Origin of the sequence: Pseudomonas sp. CBC3, assembly GCF_037967085.1 — a bacterium.
GTDB lineage: Bacteria > Pseudomonadota > Gammaproteobacteria > Pseudomonadales > Pseudomonadaceae > Stutzerimonas.
In genome coordinates this window covers 1137284-1161932 of record NZ_JBANEO010000001.1, presented here as the reverse complement: position 1 = coordinate 1161932, position 24649 = coordinate 1137284, and the positions used below count along the sequence as shown (strand labels likewise).

21 protein-coding genes are annotated in these 24649 nt (G+C 62.9%); 8 read left to right on the top strand and 13 right to left on the bottom strand.

Translation table 11 applies throughout. The features are described from left to right. Window positions 1-27 precede the first annotated feature (27 nt). Window positions 28-1323 carry an NTP/NDP exchange transporter gene (locus V6943_RS05265; protein ID WP_340553035.1) on the bottom strand — a complete coding sequence of 432 codons (1296 nt, stop codon included), beginning with the start codon at window positions 1321-1323 and terminating at the stop codon, window positions 28-30. 15 nt (window positions 1324-1338) lie between these two features. Next, window positions 1339-2256, bottom strand: coding sequence for an aldo/keto reductase (locus V6943_RS05260; RefSeq protein ID WP_340552805.1), 918 nt, complete (start codon window positions 2254-2256; stop codon window positions 1339-1341). Between the two features lie 277 nt (window positions 2257-2533). Between V6943_RS05260 and V6943_RS05255 the strand changes: the two genes are divergently transcribed. After that, entirely contained in the window at window positions 2534-2773 is a 240-nt protein-coding gene (locus V6943_RS05255) for a hypothetical protein (protein WP_340552804.1), read from the top strand. Between the two features lie 39 nt (window positions 2774-2812). Here V6943_RS05255 and V6943_RS05250 read toward each other — a convergent pair whose 3' ends face one another. Further along, entirely contained in the window at window positions 2813-4741 is a 1929-nt protein-coding gene (locus V6943_RS05250) for a RecQ family ATP-dependent DNA helicase (RefSeq protein ID WP_340552803.1), read from the bottom strand. Window positions 4742-5049: 308 nt separating this feature from the next. Between V6943_RS05250 and V6943_RS05245 the strand changes: the two genes are divergently transcribed. Further along, window positions 5050-5301, top strand: coding sequence for a DUF2790 domain-containing protein (locus V6943_RS05245; RefSeq protein ID WP_340552802.1), 252 nt, complete (start codon window positions 5050-5052; stop codon window positions 5299-5301). Window positions 5302-5618: 317 nt separating this feature from the next. Here the strand turns inward: V6943_RS05245 and V6943_RS05240 are convergent, their stop codons facing one another. The 4 genes from V6943_RS05240 to V6943_RS05225 all read right to left on the bottom strand — a co-directional run bounded on the left by V6943_RS05240 (window position 5619) and on the right by V6943_RS05225 (window position 9714). Beyond that, the gene (locus V6943_RS05240) at window positions 5619-6221 is read right to left on the bottom strand and encodes a nitroreductase family protein (RefSeq protein WP_340552801.1); all 603 of its coding nucleotides are present in this window, start codon (window positions 6219-6221) and stop codon (window positions 5619-5621) included. 373 nt (window positions 6222-6594) lie between these two features. Continuing rightward, window positions 6595-8136 carry a phosphoenolpyruvate carboxykinase gene (locus tag V6943_RS05235; RefSeq protein WP_340552800.1) on the bottom strand — a complete coding sequence of 514 codons (1542 nt, stop codon included), beginning with the start codon at window positions 8134-8136 and terminating at the stop codon, window positions 6595-6597. A gap of 154 nt (window positions 8137-8290) precedes the next feature. Continuing rightward, on the bottom strand, window positions 8291-9184 hold the full coding sequence (gene hslO / locus V6943_RS05230) for an Hsp33 family molecular chaperone HslO (protein ID WP_340553034.1): 894 nt from the start codon (window positions 9182-9184) through the stop codon (window positions 8291-8293). Between the two features lie 134 nt (window positions 9185-9318). Then, entirely contained in the window at window positions 9319-9714 is a 396-nt protein-coding gene (locus V6943_RS05225; RefSeq protein WP_131649012.1) for an RNA-binding S4 domain-containing protein, read from the bottom strand. Window positions 9715-9817: 103 nt separating this feature from the next. On the opposite strand from V6943_RS05225, the gene rimB reads away from it, so the two are divergent. Both rimB and rimK read left to right on the top strand, forming a co-directional pair. Continuing rightward, a complete protein-coding gene (gene rimB, locus V6943_RS05220; protein WP_256048864.1) occupies window positions 9818-10285 on the top strand; it encodes a retropepsin-like aspartic endopeptidase RimB in 468 nt (155 codons plus the stop codon). Then, a complete protein-coding gene (rimK, locus tag V6943_RS05215; RefSeq protein WP_131649014.1) occupies window positions 10282-11187 on the top strand; it encodes a 30S ribosomal protein S6--L-glutamate ligase in 906 nt (301 codons plus the stop codon). Before rimB ends, rimK begins: the two co-directional genes overlap by 4 nt. Window positions 11188-11261: 74 nt before the next feature. On the opposite strand, the gene V6943_RS05210 is transcribed toward rimK, so the two are convergent. Beyond that, the gene (locus V6943_RS05210) at window positions 11262-12581 is read right to left on the bottom strand and encodes an ATP-binding protein (RefSeq protein ID WP_131649015.1); all 1320 of its coding nucleotides are present in this window, start codon (window positions 12579-12581) and stop codon (window positions 11262-11264) included. A 187-nt stretch (window positions 12582-12768) separates the two neighbouring features. After that, complete coding sequence (gene ompR, locus V6943_RS05205) at window positions 12769-13506, bottom strand: osmolarity response regulator transcription factor OmpR (RefSeq protein ID WP_131649016.1); 738 nt, start codon at window positions 13504-13506, stop codon at window positions 12769-12771. A gap of 263 nt (window positions 13507-13769) precedes the next feature. Between ompR and V6943_RS05200 the strand changes: the two genes are divergently transcribed. The 3 genes from V6943_RS05200 (at window position 13770) to gshA (ending at window position 18177) form a co-directional block, all read left to right on the top strand. Then, window positions 13770-16085: a Tex family protein gene (locus V6943_RS05200; protein WP_340552799.1), complete on the top strand. Its 2316-nt coding sequence runs from the start codon at window positions 13770-13772 to the stop codon at window positions 16083-16085. A gap of 1 nt (window position 16086) precedes the next feature. Beyond that, window positions 16087-16476, top strand: coding sequence for a PaaI family thioesterase (locus V6943_RS05195; RefSeq protein WP_197445331.1), 390 nt, complete (start codon window positions 16087-16089; stop codon window positions 16474-16476). Between the two features lie 114 nt (window positions 16477-16590). Continuing rightward, window positions 16591-18177: a glutamate--cysteine ligase gene (gene gshA, locus V6943_RS05190; RefSeq protein ID WP_340552798.1), complete on the top strand. Its 1587-nt coding sequence runs from the start codon at window positions 16591-16593 to the stop codon at window positions 18175-18177. Window positions 18178-18377: 200 nt separating this feature from the next. Here the strand turns inward: gshA and argA are convergent, their stop codons facing one another. From argA to V6943_RS05170, 4 genes are all read right to left on the bottom strand, one after another. After that, window positions 18378-19676 (bottom strand): amino-acid N-acetyltransferase, encoded by a 1299-nt coding sequence (gene argA, locus V6943_RS05185; RefSeq protein WP_340552797.1) that lies wholly within the window; start codon window positions 19674-19676, stop codon window positions 18378-18380. Between the two features lie 89 nt (window positions 19677-19765). Beyond that, window positions 19766-20923: an acetylornithine deacetylase gene (gene argE / locus V6943_RS05180; RefSeq protein ID WP_340552796.1), complete on the bottom strand. Its 1158-nt coding sequence runs from the start codon at window positions 20921-20923 to the stop codon at window positions 19766-19768. 133 nt (window positions 20924-21056) lie between these two features. Continuing rightward, a complete protein-coding gene (locus tag V6943_RS05175) occupies window positions 21057-22322 on the bottom strand; it encodes an inorganic phosphate transporter (protein WP_131649022.1) in 1266 nt (421 codons plus the stop codon). A 38-nt stretch (window positions 22323-22360) separates the two neighbouring features. After that, on the bottom strand, window positions 22361-23038 hold the full coding sequence (locus V6943_RS05170; protein ID WP_131649023.1) for a TIGR00153 family protein: 678 nt from the start codon (window positions 23036-23038) through the stop codon (window positions 22361-22363). Between the two features lie 104 nt (window positions 23039-23142). Here V6943_RS05170 and V6943_RS05165 point away from each other — a divergent pair, with 104 nt between their 5' ends. Next, complete coding sequence (locus tag V6943_RS05165) at window positions 23143-24510, top strand: CYTH domain-containing protein (protein ID WP_340552795.1); 1368 nt, start codon at window positions 23143-23145, stop codon at window positions 24508-24510. Window positions 24511-24649: the final 139 nt, after the last annotated feature.

The window sequence follows — 24649 nt, the reverse complement described above, 5'->3', positions numbered from 1 at the left end:
CCACCACTCGCTTGCGCAGAGGTGCGTTTATTCCGCCTCCCGCCCGCTCGCCTTCCGATCCGCCTGGCCGCCCAAGTACCAGCCCAGCACGCCCCAGACCGCTGCGCAGCCGGCGCCCACCAGCGCAATCAGCAGCGTGCCCTGGCCAAGCATATCCATCAGCGTTTTGGCCCAGCCGCTCAAGGCGTCACCGCCGCGGTAAACCACGGTATCGATGAAGTTCTTCGCCTTGTACTTGCTCTCCGCATCCAGCGGCGCAAAGAGCATTTCGCGGCCCGGACGGACGAAGGCGTACTCACCGATGCGCCGCACGATCATCACCGCCGCCAGCACGGCGAAGGCCGGCGCCAGCGCCAGCCCGATGAAACCCAGGCAGACCAGCGCCGGCACCACCGCCAGCAGCACCCGCACACCAAGGCGCTGGGCAACGCGCCCGGTGATGAACAGCTGCGACAGCAAGGCGCCGGCCTGCACCACGAAGTCGATGGCGCCGAAGACTCGCACCTGCTCGGCGCGATCAGGAAACAGCTCGGCCACCAGCCGCGCCTGCTCGAAATACAGGAAGGTGCTGGCCGTGGTCAGCAACAGCACGAAGGCGGCAACTCCCAGCAGATAGCTCGAACCCAGCACCCGCGTCAGCCCGCTGAACGGGTTGCCCGCCACCGGACGGCGCGGGTTCTCCGCCTGTTCAGCACCGGGGCGCCCGGCGCCTGCCACTTCGCGCCACGCCATCAGGTAATGCTTGAGCACCACTGCCAACGCCAGCAGCAGCGCCGCCAGCAGCATCAGCCCGAACTGCCCGAGCACGCCCACCAGCAGCGCACTGGCGGCCGGGCCGAACAGGCCGCCGACGCTGGCACCGGCGGCGATGAAGGCGAACAGGCGGCGAGCCTGGGGCGCATCGAACACATCGGCCATCAGGCTCCAGGCCACCGACACCACGAACAGGTTGTAGACAGAGATCCACACGTAGAACACTCGCGCCAGCCAGATGCTCTCGTCCACGACGAAGAACAGCCCGGCGAACGCCAGCAGATTCACGCAGAAGAAGCCGTACACCCAGTCGATGTAATGGACGCGCGCCACCCGCGAGTTGAGCCAGGCGAACAGCGGCACCGCCACCAGCATGGCGCAGAAGGTCGCGGTGAAAAGCCACTGCAGATTCTCCACGCCGCCCTGGATGCCCATGGACTCGCGGATCGGTCGCAGCATGAAGTAGCCGCTGAACAGGCAGAAGAACAGCCCGAAGCCGGCCAGCGCCGCGCGCAATTCAGCGGGCCGGGCGTTGATCAGCCCGGCCAGGCGCAACCGGTTCGAGCCCATGGACATCAGCCAGGATCAACCAAAGGCATCGACGATCATCTGCCGCTGGCTGGCATCCGGAAGGCGGCCCTGCCCGGCCAGCAGATTGTCGGCCATATAGCGCGGGGTCGAGGTCGCCGGAATCACCGTGGTCACTGCCGGCTCGGCGAGGATGAACTTAAGCGCAAGCTGCGCCCAGGACGTCGCATCGAGTTCAGCCGCCCAGTCTGGCAGCGGCCGGTCCTTGACGCGCCCGAGCAGGTTGCCGCGAGTAAAGGGCCGGTTGATCAGCGTGGCGATGCCGTTGTCGGCGCAGTACGGCAGCAGCCGCTTCTCGGCATTGCGCTCGCCGACCGAGTAGTTGAACTGGACGAAATCGACCTTTTCCTGCTTGAGCACGTCCAGCAGGCGGTCGTGGGCCCACTCCACATAGTGCGTCACGCCGATATAACGGATGCGGCCCTGCTCCTTCAGCTCGCGCAGCAGACCGAGCTGGGTGCTTGTGTCCTGCAGGTTGTGCACTTGGAGCAGGTCGATGCTGTCGCTCTGCAGCGCCTCGAAACTGGCCTCGATCTGCGCCAACCCGCGCTCGCGGCCAGTGGCGGAGACCTTGCTGGCGAGAAACACGCGCTCACGCGCGCTCTGCCGCTGCACCAGCTCACCAACCACACGATCGGCGTTGCCATAGCTCGGCGCGGTATCGATCAGCCGAGCGCCGCCGTCGACGAAAATCCGCAACACCTCCAGCAGCGCGTCCATCTGCGAATCATCGAGACCCACGTCATGGGTGCGCGAGGTGCCGAGCCCGATCACCGGTAGCTTCTCGCCGGTGGATGGAATCGGGCGCATCCGTAGTGGTTCGGCGGCATGTGCCACGAACGGCAGCAACGGCCCCAGTGCGGCGATAGCCGTCAGCACGGCGGAGCGGTGGAGGAGCTGGCGGCGCGTCTGCATCGGTGGGTTCTCCGTGTCGGTAGCGGCTTCGACGCTTGAGTATGGTCGACACCAGCGGGCGCATCATCGGGCCGACGCACGGGAGCTTTTCAGTTTGTTTCAACGGGGCGCGACGCCGCGCCGGTGCCCGCTGACCGAGCACCGCTGAACTGGTATAAGGCACCGCTATGCTGGCAATATGCCTTTATTTCGGTTCTACTTCGCCGCGCCTGATGGCTATTGTTCCTTGCGCCGCGCCCGCCGTTGCACGCACCGGCTCGCAACAATCGAGACGCCCATGCCCCGCCACCCGCCCATACCGCCTGGCCAACCATCGGCCGCCCTGCCTGATAGGCCAGAGAAACCGACCCAGCAGATCAAGGCGCAGCGGCATCGACATCATCGGCTGATCAATCTTGCTTATGGGCTGGGCCTGCTACTGGTGTTTGCGCTCAGTCTCTTGCTGCTGCCCGACGATACGGGCCTGGGCAAGCTGCTGTGGAGCTGGATGCCGAGTCTCGCTCCACGCGGTGATTGATCACCTGAGCACATTCGAGTCCGGCTCTCTATGCGTAAGTTACGAACGCACCACCTGCTCGCGCACATCTGCGTAAGGGTAAGCCTCCAGCGAGGCGAATCCCGGGATGCCACGCGCTTTCAACTTGGTGAAAAGCGGTACGCTGATGCCGCAGAGAAAACGCGTCAGGCACTCGGCACTGGGCTCGCTGTTTTTCAACTGCCGATAGCGCTGGCTGAAATCGGCGCAGCGGGCAGCAAGGTCGATCTGCGCCACCGGCGGCAATGAGGGCGGCTCGGGCAGCTGCGCGGTGCGGCCCTGGCAGACCGAACAATGGCCACAACGCTGCGGCGCCTGACGATCACCGAAATAATCGGCCAGCCGCCAGCTGAGGCACTCGCGCGACTCGAATAGTGCGAGCATCCTGTCGATACGGGTGATTTCACTGGTTTCGTGCTGTTTGAAGTAGGCGTGCAGCTCGGCACTCAGCGCGGCGGCATCGAAGTGCGGATCGAGCAGCGCATAGACCTCGGTCATCTGCTTGCTCTCTAGCTCGATCCAGCCCTTTTCCTGAAAGTAATCCAGCGCCTTGACCACTCGCGCCCGGTCGGCGCCGTGCTGTTGGTAGAGCGCATCGAAGTCCAGCGTGCACCAGGTTCGCGCTCGCGCCGAGGTTTGCACGATGGCTTCGACGAACTGCCGACGCTCACCCTCGAAACGGGCGACCAATGCCTCGGGTTCCAGCAAATATTTGTAGCGATACTCGGCGAAATAAGCGAAACGTGGCGCGATGATGCCTTTGAGCTCAAGCTGTACCAGCAGGGTTTTCAACGGCAGCTGGCGGATGTTGCTCTGTTCAGAAAGCCGATTGAGCATCAGCTCCCATTGGCCATCCGGACCGACGCTCGCCAGCTCATCGAGCACATGGCGGATGCCCTCGCGTTCCGGCGTGTCGCCGTAAACGAAATTCTGTAGCACGTTGAGGCTGTCGCGGTTGGCCAATACCAGACAGTTGGACGGTTGCCCGTCGCGCCCGGCCCGACCGATTTCCTGGCTGTAGTTCTCCACCGATTTCGGCAGGTCGTAGTGCACCACGTTGCGGATGTCGGACTTGTCGATGCCCATACCGAAGGCGATGGTGGCGACGATGCAGTTCAATTCGCCGGCCATGAAACGCCGCTGGATGGTCTCGCGCAGTTCGTGAGCCATCCCGGCGTGATAGGCGCTGGCCGGGAAACCACGCTGCGTCAAATGTTCGGCAACCTGCTCGGCAGTCTTCTGCTGGGTCACGTAGACGATTGTTGGCTGCGCGGCTTTTCCGGCCAGCCATTCCACTAGCCGGCGCTGCTTGTTGGCGCCCGCGACCGGCTCGACCAGCAGGTTGAGGTTGGCGCGGTAGAAGCCGGTGGTCACCACATCCTCGGCGGCAATAGCGAATTTCGCCTGCATGTCGGCGATCACTGGCGGCGTCGCCGTCGCGGTCAGCAGCAGCACCTGAGGGATATTGAACTGACGCTGGTAGTCGGGGAGCTTGAGGTAGTCCGGTCGGAAGTTGTGGCCCCACTCGGAGATGCAATGCGCCTCGTCCACCACCAACACCGAGATCGGCACCTGGCTGATGAAATGGCGAAAGCGCTCGTTCTTCAGGCGCTCCACCGAGATCATCAGGATCTTCAGTTCGCTGGATTTGGCGCGGCTCATGGTGTCGCTGATTTGCTCGCGACCCTGTGCCGAATCGATGCTGGCTGCGGCGATGCCGTGCCGATGCAGAAAGGCCAGCTGATCCTGCATCAGCGCCAGCAGCGGCGAGACCACGAGCGTCAGATGCGGCAAATGCAACGCCGACAGCTGGTAGCACAGCGACTTGCCGGAACCGGTGGGAAAGATCGCCGCCGCCGAACGGCCCGCCACCACAGCGCGGATGGTTTGTTCCTGGCCGGGGCGAAAGCCGTCGTAGCCGAAGGTCTGGGCGAGAGTTTGTTCGATCATCTTAGTCACTCCTTTGACTGGGAGCCGGAGAGTAGCAAAAGGAGGGAGACGGTAAAGCAAAGCGGTCCACGAGGCGCGGTCAGCGGTCGGCAAGAACGCGAAAGTAGCTCATCGATGCCCTGAACCAGTAACTAGCGAGGCGGCCACGCATTTCGCTCAATCACGTTCATCGGAATCCGCAATTATCGTTAGTGAGCTTACTAACTCATCATCGCCGGGCTCCTGAGAAAAATCACAAGCGAAGCCGGATCGGGTGATGCGGCTTGCCAACAGGAGGAATCCACGAACCAGAAACAGGATGCCCTGCCATGCGCACTACCTTTGCATTTGCCACTGCCCTTTTGCTATCCGCCGCCTCGCTCGCCCATGCCAACGGCGCCGAAGCCGAGGCCTATACCTACGGCACCAAGATCGATATCGCCTCGGTCCTGTCGATCAAAGTCGAGCCGACGCCCTACTGCGAAGTCACCGATGCGGTGATGACTTACCGGGATTCGTCTGGTGAGATCCGCAAGCTCTCCTATCGGACCCTGGCCGAAAGCTGCAAGAACCAGAACTGAGCCTGTCGCTCGTTAATCGCGACATCGACACGCCTGCCGTTCGTAGGATCAACGCTTCTGCGATCTATCGAGCGGCACCAGGGTGGATGAGCGAGGCGTCACCATCTCCCTACCTGCGGCAGGCAAGATGCCGTCCGGAGATAGGTCGGCGGGTTCCGCTTCAGCCCACAGGTAGCGCACTTTGCCATTCGGTGGGCTGAAGCGGAGCGACGCCCGCCCCACCCTACGAGAGCTCGTCCCATGGAGCGGGCCGAAAGACCATTACTGATCGAAGCCACGCTCCATGTTCACCAGGGATGCGGCACGCAAACGATCGGTCAGAACCGATCGCGAATGATCACTTCGTCGAACGGCAGCTTGCCGACACGCGGTTTGGGCTCCACGACACGCTTGCCCACCGCGACCATCATGGCGATGACGTGGTTATCCGGCAGGTTGATCAACTTGCCCACTGCATCGAAGTCGAAGCCGTCCATAGGGCAGGAATCCAGGCCCTTGCCGCGCGCGGCGAGCATCAGCGTCTGCGCCATCAGGCCGCAGCTGCGCATGGCTTCGTCACGCTGTACCTGCGGCTTGTCGCGGTAGTAGTTGTCGATGGCGCCAGCCATGTAGTCCTGCACCTCGGGCGGTGTACCTTCCCAGACGCGGCGGACATTCTTTTCCCAACTGTCCACCTGCGCGCAAACCACTACCAGCATCGAGGCGTCGGTCATCTGCGCCTGGTTCCAGCCCACCTCACGAATCTGCGCGCGCTGCGCCGGGTCGCTGACCTCGACGAAACGCACATGCTGCAGGTTAAAGGCCGATGGCGCGAGCAGTGCCAGTCGCAGCAATTCGTCCTTTTCTTCGCGGCTCAATTGAAAGTTGCTGTCGTAGACCTTGACGGCGCGACGAGTCTGGATGGCTTCTTCGATATGCATGGCATGGCTCCATTAGGCTGTAAACGTGGCCGCTAATGCTATGCCCCGGAAACCATCGAATCCATCCGCCTTGGTTGATGGTATTTATCAGCGGGACCGATATGTCAGCCCTGCAAAGTCGCTGCAGGTGGCTTGAGATGCATAGCGCTGAATACACCATACGGTGATCGCTTGCGCCATTGGTGGGCTGAAGCCCACCCTACGATCCGATGCAGTTGGCCTTTAGACGCATGCTCAGTACATGCTGCCGTAGGGTGGGCTGAAGCGGAGCGCCGCCCGGCCCACCCTACAAAAAGCCTCACACAAATCTTCTGGTGACCAGCCACGAAAAAGCCGCCCGAAGGCGGCTAGTTCTGACGCGACGGCTTACAGCTTAGAGCTGCGGGCCGGCGGCCTTGATGGCGTCTGAGACCTCGAACTTCTTGAAGTTGTCGATGAACTTGTTCGCCAGTTCTTTGGCCGCTTCGTCGTAGGCATTCTGGTCAGCCCAGGTGTTGCGTGGGTTGAGCAGTTGGGTTTCGACACCCGGAACGGCCGTCGGCACGTCCAGGTTGATGATCGGCAGGTGCTCGGTTTCCGTACCGATCAACGCGCCGCTCTGGATCGCTGCGATCACCGCACGGGTGGTCGGAATATTGAAGCGTTTGCCAACGCCGTAGCCGCCACCGGTCCAGCCGGTGTTGACCAGGTAGACCTTGGAACCGAACGCTTGGATGCGCTTGATCAGCAGCTCGGCGTAAACGCCGGCCGGACGCGGGAAGAACGGCGCGCCGAAGCAGGTGGAGAATGTGGACTTGATGCCGCTGCCCGAACCCATCTCGGTGGAACCGACCAGTGCGGTGTAGCCGGAGAGGAAGTGGTAGGCGGCCTGTTCGTTGTTCAGGATCGACACGGGCGGCAGCACGCCGGTCAGGTCGCAGGTCAGGAAGATCACCGCGTTCGGCTCGCCGCCGAGGTTCTTCTCGGAACGCTTCTCGACGTATTCCAGCGGGTAGGCGGCGCGGCTGTTCTGGGTCAGGCTGTCGTCGGTGTAATCGGCGACGCGCTCGTCATCGAGCACCACGTTTTCCAGCACGGTACCGAACTGGATGGCTTTCCAGATCACCGGCTCGTTCTTCTCGGACAGGTCGATGCACTTGGCGTAGCAGCCGCCTTCGATGTTGAACACCACGCCGGTGCCCCAGCCGTGCTCGTCGTCACCGATCAGGTAACGCGATTCGTCGGCGGACAGGGTGGTCTTGCCGGTACCGGACAGACCGAAGAACAGGGTGACGTCACCCTCTTCGCCGATGTTGGCGGCGCAATGCATCGGCAGAACATCGGCTTCCGGCAGCAGATAGTTCTGCACGGAGAACATCGCCTTCTTCATCTCACCGGCGTAGCGCATGCCGGCAATCAGCACCTTTTTCGCGGCAAAATTGATGATCACGCAGCCGTCGGAGTTGGTGCCGTCGCGCTCAGGAGAGCACTCGAAATTGGCAACGTTGAGAACCTGCCACTCGTCCTTCCCTGCTGGGTTGTACTGAGCCGGGTTGATGAACAGTTGACGACCGAAGAGGTTCTGCCAGGCCGTCGCGGTGGTCATCTTGACCGGCAGGTAGTGAGCTTCGGAGGAACCTACGTGGACGTGGGAAACGAAATGCTCCTGAGCCTTGTTGAAGGTCTCGACGCGATCCCACAGGGCATCGAACTTGTCGGCAGGGAAGGGACGATTGATCGGGCCCCAGGCGATGGAATCCTTGGTGCTCGGCTCTTCGACGATATAGCGGTCGGCTGGCGAACGACCGGTGCGGTGACCAGTTTTGACAACGAGCGCGCCATTGGCGGCCAATTCACCTTCACCACGCTTGACGGCTTCTTCGATCAATCGAGCGGTGCTGATATCAACGTACACGGCGTTAATAGCTTGCGTCATGAGTTTCCCGTCGGCCCTGGGCCGAATCCTCCATGCTGTTGTAGCCCACCAGACAGCGAACTACATCGAAAAAAAGTGCGCGCGATTATGACAGAAATGACGCTGCGCTGGGTATGAGGGCGTAATGGCCAAAAGGTTCTACGCCCCACGCCTTTTAATGCCGCGTGCCGGAAGGGCCCTCGGTTCCCGCACCTGCGAACAGCTGGGCGATGTCGGCTGCGTCGAAGCGATAGCTGTGATTGCAGAACTGGCAATCGATGGTGATCGCACCGCCCTGCTCGCTGAGCAGCTGCTCGGCATCGTGCTGGCCGAGGCTGATCACCGCGTTGGCCGAGCGCTCGCGCGAGCAGCTGCAGCGGAAGGTAATCGGCCGGGGCTCGAACAGGCGGACCTGCTCTTCATGGTAGAGCCGGTGCAGCACGGTCTGGGTGTCGAGACCGAGCAACTCTTCGGCGGACAGCGTATCGGCCAGGGTGCGCAAATGCTGCCAGCTGGCTTCGCGTTCTTCACCGTTACGGATCCGATCGACCGGCAGCTGTTGCAGCAACATGCCGCATGCACGGCGGCCATCGGCGGCAAGCCAGAAGCGCGTCGGCAACTGCTCGGACGACGCGAAATAGCTCGACAGGCTTTCCGCCAAGGTCACACCATCCAAGGCGACGATCCCCTGATAACGCTGCCCATTGGCCGGATCGATGGTCATCGCCAGCACGCCTTCGGGCATCAGCTCGGACAGGGTCGCACCGGGCGTCAGCTGTTCTTCGTGATAACGGGCAATGCCGCGCACCTCGCGATCGCTGGAGCATTCGACCATCAGCAGCGGAACCGCGCCGGCCGAACGGGCCTGCAATACCATCAGCCCGTCAAATTTCAGCGTACCGACCAGCAGTGCGGCTGCCGCGAGCAGCTCGCCGAGCAGCTGGGCGACCGGCTCCGGGTAGGCGTGTTTGGCCAGCACCTCGGCATAGCTGCGCTCGAGCCCGACCCACTCGCCCCGCACGTCGGTGTTATCGAAAAGGAAACGCTGGGTGTAATCGGAATCGAGCATGGGCATGACCAGAGCAGGTTGAAGGCCGGGGCCGTTGGCTGGGATACCGCGACTCATCGAATCTCGGAATCTGCATGGCCCCTGCGAGAAGGGCCGCATTCTAGGGCGAAAGTGGCGACCGTCCAACCGGCGAGTCATTCGGCATCCGAGCGGAAGCGCTGCAAGGCACGGCGCTGTTTCTTGCTCGGCTTGCCATCGGTTTCCACACCCAAGGCACCTGCCTTGCGCATGGCCGCGGCATTTTCGCGTTTGGCCAGACTGTCGGCCGTTTCCTCATAGAGCAGCTGTGCTTCCGGCGCGCCCCGACGCACAGCGGAAAGTGCACGGATCACCACGGTGCGTTCATCGAAGCCTGCGCGGATCACCAGTTCCTCGCCCACTTTCGGCTCCTTGCTCGGCTTGCAGCGCTCGCCGCGGCAATGCACCTTGCCGCCTTCGATGGCGGCCTTCGCCAAGGCGCGCGTCTTGTAGAAACGCGCGGCCCATAACCATTTATCCAGGCGGACTTTACCGTCGTCTTTTTCGCTCATCGCTCAACTCGGTCAATCGTCGTGTTGTCATAGAGTCGTACAGGTGGATGCGGTTGTCATGCACCCCGACTAGAATGCGCGGAAATCCAGTGGATACGCTTTCTTGAACAATCCCGACCCTCAGATAGTCATCGGTTTGCGCGAATGGATCGCCCTGCCCGAGCTCGGCGTGGTCGGCCTGCGCGCGAAGATCGACACAGGCGCGAGCACCTCGGCACTGCACGCCACGGACATCAGCGAATTCGAACGTGACGGCACTCGCTGGGTGCGCTTCACTGCCCATCTGGGCACGTTGGTGCAACGCCGGCATCGTTGCGAAGCGCCGTTGGTGACCCGCAAGCTGATCAAGAGCTCCAACGGCCATACCCAAACCCGTTACGTGGTGCGCACGTTGCTGGCGCTGGGCGATCACCTGTGGCCGGTGGAATTCACCCTGACTTGTCGCAAGACCATGCGCTATCGCCTGCTGTTGGGGTCAAAAGCCCTGATGGACGGCAAATGGCTGGTCGATCCTGCGCGCACCTATGTGCAGGAAAAACCCCAGACTCTCACTACTTCCGGTGCCCAATGAAAATCGCCGTGCTGTCGCGCAATCCACGCTTGTATTCGACCCGCCGCCTGGTAGAAGCCGGCCAGCAACGTGGCCATGAAGTGGTGGTGATCGACACCCTGCGCGCGTACATGAACATCGCCAGCCACAAGCCGCAGATCCATTATCGCGGGCGCCCGTTGGAAGGCTTCGACGCGGTAATTCCGCGTATCGGTGCCTCCGTTACCTTCTATGGCTGCGCGGTGCTGCGCCAGTTCGAGATGCAGGGCGTGTTCCCCCTCAACGAGTCGGTGGCCATCGCCCGTTCACGCGACAAGCTACGTTCGCTGCAATTGCTGGCCAGACGTGGGATCGGCCTGCCCGTCACCGGTTTCGCCCACTCCCCAGACGACATCGCCGACCTGATTCAGATGGTCGGCGGCGCGCCATTGGTGATCAAGGTCCTGGAAGGCACCCAGGGTATCGGCGTGGTGCTGTGCGAGACCGAAAAGGCCGCCGAATCGGTGATCGAAGCTTTCATGAGCCTCAAGCAGGACATCATGGTGCAGGAATACATCAAGGAAGCCGGCGGCGCCGACATCCGCTGCTTCGTCGTCGGCGACAAGGTGATCGCTGCCATGAAGCGCCAGGCCAAACCCGGCGAATTCCGCTCCAACCTGCACCGCGGCGGTACCGCCAGCCTGATCAAGATCACTCCCGAGGAACGCATGACCGCCATCCGCGCGGCCAAGGTCATGGGTCTGAGCGTCGCCGGCGTCGACATCCTGCGCTCCAATCATGGTCCGCTGGTGATGGAGGTGAACTCCTCGCCGGGCCTGGCCGGCATCGAGGAAACCACCGGCAAGGATGTCGCCGGGCTGATCATCCAGTACCTGGAAAAGAACGCCGGCCCGCACCTGACGAGGACGAAGGGCAAGGGCTAAAAGGCAACTGCAAGTAAAAGCGCGACGGCAGGGCATTCCCTGCTCTTTCTTGCCGCTTAAGGCTTGCAGCTGCCTCAGTGCTTTATCGCATCCCTCGGCAGCAGCAACCCCAACGGCAGGCTGACCCGTGCTTCCAGCCCGCCGCCTTCGCGATTACGCAACTCGACCACACCGCCGTGCTGCGAAGCGATGCGTTTGACGATCGCCAACCCCAGCCCGGCTCCCTGACCGCCGCGCGCGCGGTCGCCGCGGATGAAGGGATTGAAGATTTCGCCGAGCTCTTTCGGATCGATGCCAGCGCCTCGATCTAGCACGCTGAGCACCACGTAAGGCGCGCTGCCATCTCCAGAAACATGGGCGGCAACTTCGACGCCGTGGCCGCCGTAGCGCAAGGCATTCTCGATGAGATTGACCAACAGACGTTTGATCGACACGCGTCGCAGGGTCAGCTGTGGCATCGGTTCGACGCACAGCCGCACGGTTTCGCCGTACTGGTTGTAGGGCGCCACCACTTCACGCACCAGCTCGCCCAGATCGATACTTTCCACCGGTTCGTCGCTGCCGTCGCGGACAAAAGCGAGGAACTGATCGAGGATCGCGTTCATGTCTTCGACGTCGCGGACCATGTCCTCGGTCAGCTCGGCCTCGCTGGACATGAGCTCCAGCGACAGACGTAGGCGAGTCAGCGGTGTACGCAGGTCGTGTGAAACCCCGGCGAGCATCAGCTCGCGCTCGCGCCCGGCCTGCTCGACGTCCTCCGCCATCTGATTAAAGGCGCGATAGACCTCGGTCATCTCGCTCGGCGTGTCGCTGATCGGCAAACGCACGCTGCGCCCCTTGCCGATCTGCCGGGCGGCGTAGACCAGGCGCTTGAGCGGCAGGTTGAGCTGACCGACGAAAACCCACGCGGCGGCGGTGGAAAGCAGCCCGATGCCGAGGAACCAGCCCAGCACGCTCCAGATCCGCTGCCCGCGCAATGGATAGGCATAGAGCGGCACCTGCAGCCAATCCGGCCCCAGACTCGGAGCGCGCACCCAGAGCGCCGTTTCCGGCTGGATGCGCACCCGCACCTCGGTTTCGGGGCCCAGCTCGGCGCGCATCTGCTGCTGGAAGATTTCGGTGTAGGGCCAATGGTATTCACTCGGCGGCACGTCCGCCTCCGCCACCCGGTGCACCCCTGCGGCCTCGCCGATGCGCTCGCGATTGGCCTCGTCGGCGACCCAATAGGCGCGCAGCGTCAAGGCCGCGCCGTGGCTGTACTGACGATCGACGAGCATGTCGTCGTTCATCATCAGGTACACCAGCATCAGTACCTTGGAGAACAGCACGACGATCAGCACCATCCACAGGGTGCGAGCGAAGAAGCTTTGCGGGAACCAGAGTGGAGTCTTCATAAAATCAATAGCCGAATAAGAGCGCTGGAGGCTGGAAAGCGGTACGAAAATGCACAGCGCTATGGGCTCACCACCAAATCGACCGGGCGTGGTGGGCTGAAGCCCACCCTACGACACTGTAGGCCGGACGAATAAAGCGACCCTTCTCCAGCCTCCAGCCTCCAGCGCTAGGCACTTCTAGCGCTTTTCAGCCCTTGTTGCCATCAGGTACGAACACGTAACCCACGCCCCAGACCGTCTGGATATAGCGCGGCTTGGACGGGTCGGGCTCAATGAGGCGACGCAGGCGTGAGATCTGCACGTCGATGGAGCGCTCCAGGGCGTCCCATTCGCGGCCACGGGCGAGGTTCATCAACTTGTCGCGGGTCAACGGCTCGCGGGCGTGCTGGACCAACGCCTTGAGCACGGCAAACTCGCCGGTGGTGAGCATGTGTATCTGGTCGCCCTTCTTCAGCTCGCGTGTGCCGAGAAACAGCTCGTAGTCGCCGAAGGTCACCGTCTCGTCTTCGCTGCCCGGCGCACCCGGCACCTGGGGTGCTTGGCGCCGCAGCACGGCGCGAATCCGTGCCAGCAGTTCGCGCGGGTTGAAGGGTTTGGCCAGATAATCGTCGGCACCCTGCTCCAGACCCTGGATGCGACTGGCTTCGTCACCCTTGGCCGTGAGCATGATGATCGGAATTCCATTGCCGCTTTCACGCAGGCGATGGCACGCCGACAGGCCATCCTCGCCGGGCATCATCAGGTCCAGAACCACCAGATGGAACAGTTCGCGGCTGAGCAGACGGTCCATCTGCTCGGCGCTTTCAACGGTACGGACGCGATAGCCCTGCTCGTCGAGAAACCGCTCGAGCAGACGCCGCAGACGGGCATCGTCATCGACGATCAGGATTTTTTCACCTTCGCTGGCTGACGCAGTGCTGCTCATGGAAACTCCTGAATTTATCGACGGCGCATTATGCGCCTACGGATGACAAGGCAATTGACAGCCATTGTTAGCAGATTTTGCGAGAGAAGCAGTTGGAAGTGGCCAAAATCGCAGGGCGATGCAACCCGCTCCATGCGCCACTACCAGGGACAACGCCCGATGCTTTTTCTTCCAGCTTCCAGCCTCAAGCTCCCCGCTGCCTTTATAATCCCGCCCTTTCGCGCAGGCACGGCCTGCATGGTTTGACTGACCCAGGTAGGTTCATGGACAGCATCAATTCCCGCATCGCCAACGAGCTGGGCGTGCGCCCGCAACAGGTAGCCGCCGCCGTGGCGCTGCTCGACGAAGGTTCCACCGTGCCCTTCATCGCCCGTTACCGCAAGGAAGTCACCGGCAGCCTCGACGACACCCAGCTGCGCAATCTGGAAGAGCGCCTGCGCTACATGCGTGAGCTGGACGAGCGACGCGCCTCGATCCTCGCCAGCATCGAGGAACAGGGCAAGCTGACGCCCGAGCTGGCCCGCGAGATCAACCTGGCCGACACCAAGACCCGCCTCGAAGACCTCTACCTGCCCTACAAGCAGAAGCGTCGCACCAAGGGCCAGATCGCCTTGGAAGCTGGCCTCGGCGAACTGGCCGACGCACTGTTCGCCGACCCGAGCCTGTCCCCGGAGAGCGAAGCCGAGCGTTTCATCGATGCCGAAAAAGGCTTCGCCGACACCAAGGCCGTACTCGAAGGCGCCAAGTACATCCTCATGGAGCGCTTCGCCGAGGACGCCGATCTGCTGGCGAAACTCCGTGATTTTCTCAAGCACAACGCCACCCTCAGCGCCCGCGTCGTACCCGGCAAGGAGAGCGAAGGCGCCAAGTTCAGCGACTACTTCGAGCATGACGAAGTGCTGAAGAACACCCCGTCGCACCGTGCCCTGGCGATCTTCCGCGGCCGCAACGAAGGCATCCTCAGCATTACGCTCAAGGTCGGCGACGAAGCCCCCGGCTCCATGCATCCGGGCGAAGGCATGATCGGTGAGCGCTTCGGTATCACCAACCAAGGCCGCGCCGCCGACAAGTGGCTGGCCGAGGTGGTGCGCTGGACCTGGAAGGTCAAGCTCTACACCAGCCTGGAAACCGACCTGCTCGGCGAGCTGCGCGACAAGGCCGAGGACGACGCCATCGGCGTCTTCGCCCGCAACATGCACGACCTGCTGCTCGCCGCGCCCGCCGGCCCGCGTGCGACCCTGGGCCTCGATCCGGGCCTGCGCACCGGCTGCAAGGTCGCGGTGGTCGATGCCACCGGCAAGCTGCTGGATACCGCCACCGTCTACCCGCACGCACCGCGCAACGATTGGGACGGCACCCTTGCGATCCTGGCCAAGCTGTGCGCCAAGCACGGCGTCGATCTGATCGCCATCGGCAACGGCACCGCCAGCCGCGAAACCGACAAGCTGGCCGGCGAGCTGATCAAGCAGGTGCCAGGCCTGAAGCTCACCAAGATCATGGTCAGCGAAGCCGGTGCCTCGGTGTATTCGGCCTCGGAGCTGGCAGCGAAGGAATTTCCCGATCTGGACGTTTCGATCCGTGGGGCGGTGTCCATCGCCCGTCGTCTGCAGGACCCGCTGGCCGAACTGGTGAAGATCGAGCCCAAGGCCATCGGCGTTGGCCAGTACCAGCACGACGTTTCACAGCTGAAACTGGCGCGCTCGCTGGATGCGGTGGTCGAGGACTGCGTGAACGCTGTCGGCGTGGATGTGAACACCGCCTCCGCCGCCCTGCTGGCACGCATTTCCGGCCTCAACGGCACCCTGGCGCAGAACATCGTCGCCTATCGCGACGCCAACGGCGCGTTCAAATCCCGCAGCGAGCTGAAGAAGGTGCCGCGCCTGGGCGACAAGACCTTCGAACAGGCCGCCGGCTTCCTCCGCGTGATGAATGGCGATAATCCGCTGGACGCCTCCGCAGTTCACCCGGAGACCTATCCGCTGGTCAAACGCATCGCCGCCGATACCGGCCGCGATATCCGCTCGCTCGTCGGCGACTCGACCTTCCTCAAGAAGCTCGACCCGGCGAAATTCACCGATGAGACCTTCGGCCTGGTGACCATCGGCGACATCCTCCAGGAACTCGAAAAGCCTGGCCGCGACCCGCGTCCCGAGTTCAAGACCGCCGAATTCCAGGAAGGCGTCGAGAAGCTCAGCGACCTGACGCCCGGCATGGTGCTCGAAGGCGTGGTGACCAACGTGACCAACTTCGGTGCCTTCGTCGACATCGGCGTGCATCAGGATGGCTTGGTGCACATCAGCGCGCTGTCGGAGAAATTCGTCAAAGACCCCTACGAAGTGGTCAAAGCCGGTGACATCGTCAAGGTCAAGGTCATGGAGGTGGACATTCCGCGCAACCGCGTCGGCCTGTCCATGCGCATGAGCGACACCCCCGGCGAGAAAACCGAGGGGCTACGTGGAGGCGGCAAGCCTCGCGGCAACGCGCCGCGCACCGAGCGCCACACCAAGCAGGACAAGCCGGCGCCGGCTAACGCGGCCATGGCGTCGCTGTTCGCCAATGCCAAGCAGCTGAGGAAATAATATGAGCATTCAAGTCGAGGCGGTGGGCAGTTCCAGCGCCTTCGGCCGCCTGCTCGGCCTGGAGATTCACAAGGCTGAAAATGGCGAGGCCGTACTCGGGCTGAGCATGCACGACGGCTTGCGCAACCTCCACGGCAAGCTGCATGGCGGTGCGCTGTTCTCGCTGATCGACACCGCCATGGGTCAGGCCAGCCACAGCCTCAACGACGGGGTGCCGAACAGCGTGACGCTGGAATGCAAGCTCAACTACATCCGCCCGGTGACCGAAGGCGAACTGACCTGCCGCGCCTGGGTGGTGCATGCCGGGCGTCGTACCCAGGTTCTCGAAGCCGAGGTTCATCAAGGCGGCAAACTGATCGCCAAGGCACAATCGACCTTCGCCTGTTTGTAAGAAGCGGCAAGCTTCAGGCTGCAAGGGCGCGCCTGCTTTCTCTTGCAGCTGTGGCTTGAAGCTTGCCCCTCGCAGCCCCATATTGGGCCGACTGATGCGTGAAGGAACCAGAACTTGAGCGACCTCCTCTCCCACCGCCTGGCATTGCTGGCCGAGCCCTCCCACCTTCCGCTGCTATCGCAATGCCTGCATGGGATCGAGCGCGAATGCCTGCGCATCGACAGCCACGGCGAGCTGGCCCTGACGCCACACCCGCGCGCGCTGGGTTCGGCGCTGACGCATCCGAAGATCACCACCGATTATTCCGAGGCGCTGCTGGAGTTCATCACCGGCACCGCAACCGATCCGCAACAGACCCTGGCCGAGCTGGACGCCATCCATCGCTACACCTACGGCAAGCTGGCCGGCGAGTGGCTCTGGAGCCCTTCGATGCCGGGGCATCTGCCGGAAGAGGCACTGATTCCCATCGCCGAATACGGCAGCTCCAATGTCGGCCGGCTCAAGCACGTCTACCGCCAGGGGCTGGCGCTGCGCTACGGCAAGACCATGCAGTGCATCGCCGGCATCCATTACAACTTTTCGCTGCCCGAGGGGCTGTGGTCGCTGCTGCAGGCCGAGGATGGCGACACCCGCAGTCGCCAGGATTACCAGTCCTCGCGCTATATCGCGCTGATCCGCAACTTCCGCCGCTACAGCTGGCTGCTGATGTACCTGTTCGGCGCCTCCCCAGCGCTGGATGCGAGCTTTATGCGCGGCCGCCCGCACCAGCTCGAACAGCTCGACGAAAACACCCTCTACTTGCCCTGGGCCACCAGCCTGCGGATGAGCGACCTGGGCTACCAGAGCAACGCCCAGGCCGGACTGACGCCCTGCTACGACGACCTGCCGAGCTACACCGACAGCCTGCATAGGGCGGTCTCGACCCCCTACCCGGCCTACGCCGAGATGGGCACCAAGGACGCCCAGGGCAACTGGCTGCAGCTCAACACCAACGTGCTGCAGATCGAAAACGAGTACTACTCCAACATCCGCCCCAAGCGCGTCACCGAAAGCGGCGAGCGGCCGCTGCAGGCGCTGCGCGCCCGCGGCATCCAGTACATCGAAGTGCGTTGCCTGGACATCAACCCCTTCCTGCCCCTGGGCATCGATCTCGAGGAAGCGCGCTTCCTCGACGCCTTCCTGCTGTTCTGCACGCTGGAAGACAGCCCCTGCTTGGTCGCGGGCGAGTGCGGCGCCAGCAGCGGCAACTTCCTCAAGGTAGTCACCGAAGGACGCAAGCCGGGCCTCGAACTGCGTCGCGGCGGCGAGCAGGTCAGCCTGCAAGCCTGGGCGCAGGAACTGCTGGGTGAAATCGGTCAGGTCGCCGCGCTGCTGGACCAGGCCCAGGGCGGCGACCAACATGCGCGGGCGCTCGCCGCGCAACAGGCGAAGGTCGCTGACAGCAGCCTCACGCCATCGGCGCGGGTACTCGACGAGTTGAAACGCAGCGGCGAGAGCTTTAGCCAATTCGCCCTGCGCCAGAGCCGGCGGCATGCCGAGCATTTCCGCAGCCAACCCCTGAGCGCTGCCGAGCAGGCCGGATTCGAAACCGCCGCGCAGCAATCTCACAATGGACAGGCCGAGCTGGAAGCCCAACAGGAATCGGATTTCGACCAGTTCGTCGCGGCCTATCAGGCAAGCCTGTTGTCCATCGGCATCTGAGCGGCAGACTCGTAGGGTGGGCTTTAGCCCACCGCTTTCACGCCCCGTATCAACCACTCGCCTGGCGTTACCGCCGGTCCCGTTCTGGTGGGCTGAAGCGGAGCGCCGCCCGGCCCACCCTACAAACTGCCTACAAGCCCCGCCATCAACACTGCTGCCTTTTCGTCCAGTCTTCCAGACTCAAGCGCCTTTATCGTTTTTTACAGCTTCTTCTCGAACACCTTCGACTGCCGCTGGAAGTTGTACAGCGACGCCCGCGCCGCTGGCAGGCGTTCGACGCCACTGGGTTCAAAACCGCGTTCGCGGAACCAGTGGGCGGTGCGAGTAGTGAGTACGAACAGAGTTTTCAGACCCAGCTTGCGCGCCCGCGCTTCGATACGTTCGAGCAATTCATCGCCGCGACCGCCATGGCGATACTCGGGGTTGACCGCCAGGCAGGCCAGTTCGCCCCAGTCCGAATCGGGGATGGGATAGAGCGCGGCACAGGCGATGATCAGCCCGTCGCGCTCGACGATGCTGAACTGTTCCACTTCTCGCTCCAGCACCTCGCGTGAACGGCGTACCAGGATGCCCTGCTCTTCCAGCGGGGTGATCAGGTCGATCAGGCCGCCCACGTCCTCGATGGTCGCTTCGCGCAATTGCTCGAACTGCTCCTGCGCCACCAGGGTGCCGCCGCCGTCGCGAGTGAACAGCTCGTTGAGCAGCGCGCCGTCATCGACATAGCTGACTAGGTGGCTGCGCCGGACGCCGCCACGGCAGGCCTGCGCAGCGGCGTCCAGCAGCTCGGCTTGGTAATCGCTGCTCAGCCGCTCGACATGAGCGGGAATCTGCGGCGGGCGCAGCTCGCGAACCAGTTGGCCATCCTCGTCCAACAAACCGCGTTCGGCCCCGTAGAGCACCAGTTTGTCGGCCTGCAGATCGATGGCCGCGCGGGTGGCGACGTCTTCGCAGGCGAGGTTGAAGATTTCCCCGGTGGGCGAATAACCCAACGGCGAAAGCAGCACTATGGTGCGCTCGTCCAGCAGCCGGCCGATGCCCTTGCGGTCGATGCGTCGTACTTCTCCGGTGTGCTGATAATCGACCCCCTCGACCACGCCGATGGGCCGCGCGGTGACGAAGTTACCGCTCGCCACGCGCAGCCGCGCGCCCTGCATGGGCGAGGCCGCCATGTCCATCGACAGCCGCGCTTCGAGGGCGATGCGCATGTGCCCGACGGCATCGATTGCACACTCCAGCGCAGCGGAATCGGTAACGCGTAAGCCGCGATGAACGCGCGGCCCTATGCCGCGTGCGGCCAGTCGCGCCTCGATCTGCGGACGCGAGCCGAACACCAGCACCAGCCGCACGCCGAGGCTGTGCAACAGCACCAGGTCGTGGACGATGTTGCCGAAATTGGAGTGTTCCAGCCCATCGCCCGGCAGCATGACCACGAAGGTGCGCTCACGGTGCGAGTTGATGTAGGGCGAGGAGTCGCGAAGCCAGGTGACGTAGTCGTGCATGTTGCAGAAGCCTTCAAGTGACAGCTTAAAAGTCCGGTAGCCGGGTCGGGAGAGCGGGCGCGGGAGCAGATTCGATCCGAAATCTGCTCCTAACCTCGGCTGGCCGGCTGCAGGCAATAGTGATCGATCATGGCGCGCAGCAGCCTCACGGTGGGTTCGATTCTGTCGAGATCCAGGTATTCGTCCGGCTGGTGGGCGCAGGCGATGTCGCCGGGGCCTAGTACCAGTGTCTCGCAGCCAAGCTGCTGAAGATAAGGCGCTTCGGTAGCGAACGCCACCGCCTCGGCGACATGGCCGGTCAGCCGTTCGGCAAGCTTGACCAGCTCGCCGCCCGCCGGCTGCTCGAAGGGCGGCACGCTGGGAAACAGCGGCGCCAGCTCGATCGTCACCTGGTGCTGGTCGGCCAGCGGCTGTAAACGCTGGCGAATGGCTGCGCGCAGCTGCTCGGGGTCCATACCGGGCAACGGCCGCAGATCGAACTCCAGTGCGCAATGGCCACAGATGCGGTTGGGGTTATCGCCGCCATGAATGCAGCCGAGGTTGAGCGTCGGCTGCGGCACGTCGAACAGCGGATTGTCGTATTCGCCCTGCCACTCACGGCGCAGCGTCATCAGCTCGCCCATCACGCCGTGCATGGCATCCAGCGCGCTATGGCCGTAGGCGGGGTTGGAGGAATGCCCGCTCTGCCCGTGAATTTCGATGCCTTCCATCATGATGCCCTTGTGCAGGCGCACGGGCCGCAACCCGGTGGGCTCGCCGATCACCGCGGCACGCCCCAGCGACCGGCCGGCATCGACCAACGCCCGGGCGCCGGACATGGAGCTTTCCTCGTCGCAAGTGGCGAGGATCAGCAGCGGCTGCCTGAACGGCTGGTCCAACAGCGGCAGCACCGCTTCGATGATCAGCGCGAAGAAGCCTTTCATATCGCAGCTGCCCAGGCCGTACCAACGGTTGCCGGCTTCGCGCAGGCGCAGCGGATCAGACGTCCATAGCTCGGCATCGAAAGGCACGGTGTCGCTGTGTCCGGCCAGCACCAGTCCGCCGGGACCGCTGCCATGACTGGCCAGCAGATTGAACTTGCCGGGGGCTATTTCCTGCGTTTCACAGGAGAAACCAAGATCACCCAGCCAGCCGGCGAGCAGGTCGATCACCGGCCGGTTGGTCTGGTCCCAATGCGCCTGTGTGCAGCTCACCGAAGGCGCGGCGACCAGCGCGGCAAATTGATCCTTGAGTGAGGGAACGGGCACCGGCTACCTCCGTATCGAGATCGGAACAGAGCAGCCAGTGAAACATGAAACGCATCAAGACGGGACCCATGAACGAATACGCCCCGTCAGATCGACGGGGCGTATGAGGTGTCGCAGCCTGTCGCGCGGTAGATCAGGTGAAAATGGCGCGAAGAATCAGGAAGAACACGATCGCCAGGCCAGCACCGACCGGCAGGGTAACCAGCCAGGACATAAATATCTTGCCGACCACGCCCAGGTTCAGCGCGCCGATACCGCGCGCGATGCCCACGCCGAGCACCGCCCCAACCAGCGTATGCGTAGTGGAAACCGGCAAGCCAATCGCCGACGCGCCAACCACTGTGGTGGCAGTCGCCAGTTCCGCAGCGAAACCGCGGCTTGGAGTGAGCTCGGTGATCTGCTTGCCAATGGTGGCGATCACCTTGTAACCGTAGGTGGCGAGACCGATAACGATACCTACCGCGCCCAGCAGCAGCACCCAGCCCGGCACGGCCGACTTGGCAGCGACCGCAGCCGCGCCATCGGACTGCAGCACACCGACCACCGCAGCCAGCGGGCCGACTGCGTTGGCCACATCGTTGGAGCCATGGGCGAACGCCATGGAGCAGGCGGTGAAGATCATCAGAACGGCGAAGACCTTTTCCACGCTGGAAAAGTGGAAGGTTTTGTCCGCTTCGACGTCGACCTTGATGCGTGTCAGCAGCGCGATACCGATCAGCATCACCAGCACGCCGACGCCAACGGCGAGAAGAAAACTCTGGCCGCTGCTGAGGTCCAGACCGATGTGTTTGAGCCCCTTGGACAGGGTCATCAGCGCCACCATGAAACCGGTGAGGAACATGTACATCGGCACGAAACGCTTGGCGTTCTGGAAGGGATTCTCGGTGTCGATGATCAGGCGCTGCACACTCATGAACACACCGAAGGCGATGGTGCCGGACAGCACAGGCGAGACGACCCAGCTGGCAACGATCGGACCGACGCCCTCCCAGTGCACCGCATCCATCGAGACACCCACCGCCGCGAAACCGATCACCGCACCGACGATCGAGTGGGTAGTGGAAACCGGCCAGCCCTTCATCGACGCCACCAACAGCCAGGTGCCGGCGGCAAGCAGTGCCGACATCATTCCCAAGACCATCAGTTCCGGCGGGATCATCTCGGCGTCGACAATGCCGTTCTTGATGGTTTCGGTCACCTCGCCACCGGCCAGGTAGGCCCCGCAGAACTCGAAGACCATGGCGATCAAAATCGCCTGCTTGATGGTCAGTGCGCGCGAGCCCACCGAGGTACCCATGGCGTTGGCCACGTCATTGGCGCCAACGCCCCAGGCCATGAAAAAACCGAACGCGCAGGCGAGCACCAGGAGTACGAAGCCGTAATCCGAGATAAGAGACATAGAAAGTTACCTGTTGAACCCAGAAAGGAAACTGGCGCTCAACGCGCCAGCAATTGTTCCAGACGGTTACCGACGCGCTCGGCACGGTCGGCCACGTCACCGATCCATTCGATGATTTTGTAGAGGAACATGACGTCTACTGGTGGCAATTCCTTTTCCAGCTTGAACAGCTCACGGCGAACCGTGATCTGCATACGGTCGGTTTCACGCTCGATTTCCTCAACTTCCTCGACCATCTTCTCGACCAGCGTGGCCTCACGGCCGCTGAAGCCGGTCTCAAGCAGCGAATCCAGTTCTTTGAGTGCCTTCAGCGCCTGGCAGCTGGCATCGACGCTGCGCTGGACGAAGGCCAGCATCAGCGGCTGCAGCGCCACGGGGACGGTCATGCAGCGGCCCAGCATCAGGCCGGCGATGTCCTTGGCGCGGTTGGCGATCTTGTCCTGTACACTCAGCAGCTCCAGCAGATCGGAGCGCGGTACCGGCAGAAACAGGCTCTTGGGCAGATGCTGGCGAACGCTCTTCTTGAGCTTATCGGCCTCGTTTTCCAGGCGCGCCATCTCTTGCTGGATCTGCTCGACCCGCTCCCAGTCTTCTGCCGTGATCGCCTGAAACAGGGGTACCAGGTTGGCGGCACATTCGTGGGACTTGGCCATGTGCTGCTGCATCGGGCCGATGGGCGAGCGTCCGAACAGGCTGACGAATGGATTGATTGGCATAGGGAATACCCCGGCTTCAGAAGGCGGCAAGTATACGGATGAGCTTGAAACACCGCCACCGCGTGATATCAGTCACACTCAAACATAGGCATCACCTGGGCATCATGCAGAAAGAAACCGAAATCAAACTGCGCGCCAGTCGCGAAACCCTCGTGGCACTACGCGACCACCCGCTGCTGAAAAAGCGCAACAAGAGCGGCTGGCAACGCCACGAACTGTTCAATCAGTATTACGACACGCCCGAGCGCGAACTTGCTCAGGCGAAAGTTGCGTTACGTCTGCGGCGCGATGGCGAGCAGTTCATCCAGACGCTCAAGAGCCGTGGCCAGAGCGTGGCCGGTCTGTCCGAGCGCAACGAGTGGGACTGGTACCTCGACAAAGCCAAGCTGGACCCGAAGAAACTCACCGACGACTGCTGGCCGTCGGCCCTCGCCGAGCTGGACAAGAAAACCCTCAAGCCGATCTTCACCACCGACTTCGTCCGCGAGAAGGCCGAAATTGCCTGGGGCCGTGGCAAGGCCAAAGTCGTGATCGAAGCGGCGCTGGACCTGGGCAAGGTCGTGGTCGGCAAGCAGAGCGAGGACATCTGCGAGCTGGAACTGGAACTGCGCCAGGGCGAGCCCGAAGCGCTGCTGGAGCTGGCCACCGAACTGGCGGCCGACCTGCCGCTGATGCCCTGCGACATCAGCAAGGCCGAGCGTGGCTATCGCCTGCATGACGCCGACAGCTATGCGCTGAATCTGCCGGCGCCGACACTCGATACACTCATGCCGCTGGACGATGCCTTTGCCGCGCTGGCCTGGCATCTGCTGGGCAATAGCCAGCGCCTGGCCGAGCAGTACCGCTTCAACGGTCATTGGAAACTGCTCAGCCAATGGCTGCAGCAACTGGTCGACTTGCGCGCCCTGCTCGGCAGCCTCGGCCAGGCCGCGCCGCGCGCCAGTAGCCGCGAGCTGCGCGAACGGCTCGATGCGCTGATCCAAGACTGGCGTCCACGCCTCGAAGCCGGGCAGGACGACGAATCGATCCGCCAGGCAGTGCCGGACGAATTCGCTGCCGAACTCGATCAGCCACGCTGGGGCCTGTTCTCGCTGAAGGCCTCGCTATGGCTGCTGCAACGTGGCTGGACCGCTGAGCGCAACAACCGTGGCAATCGCCAAGGTGCGGCCGGGCTGGGCAATTGGTTACCACGCCTGTTGGGTGAAGAAGCCGAGGCATTGCAGCTGTTGCGCTATCAGCAGCAGCCTGAAGACCTCGCCGAACAACGCCCGCGCATGGAGCGGCTGCTGGTTTGGCTGCGCCTGGCACGCACGACGTTGGAAGTACCGGAAACCGACCGTCTCTATGGCGAACTGGCCAAGCTCTACGAATTGGCACAACAGCCGCTGAGCGACGAACTGCTCGATGCCCGCGTCGAACAGGCGCGTACTGTGTGGACGCTCAAGGCCTGGAAACAGCTATCGCGCCACTAATCGGCTGCGGCTGCGGCTGCGGCTGCGGCTGCGGAAAATCTTCAACGGTGAATCCAGCAGTCGCTAGGCCAACATATCAGTTGGCCACCTATGTAATATCATATTAATATCATCGGGTTGGATATTGCGCTTCCGTTGA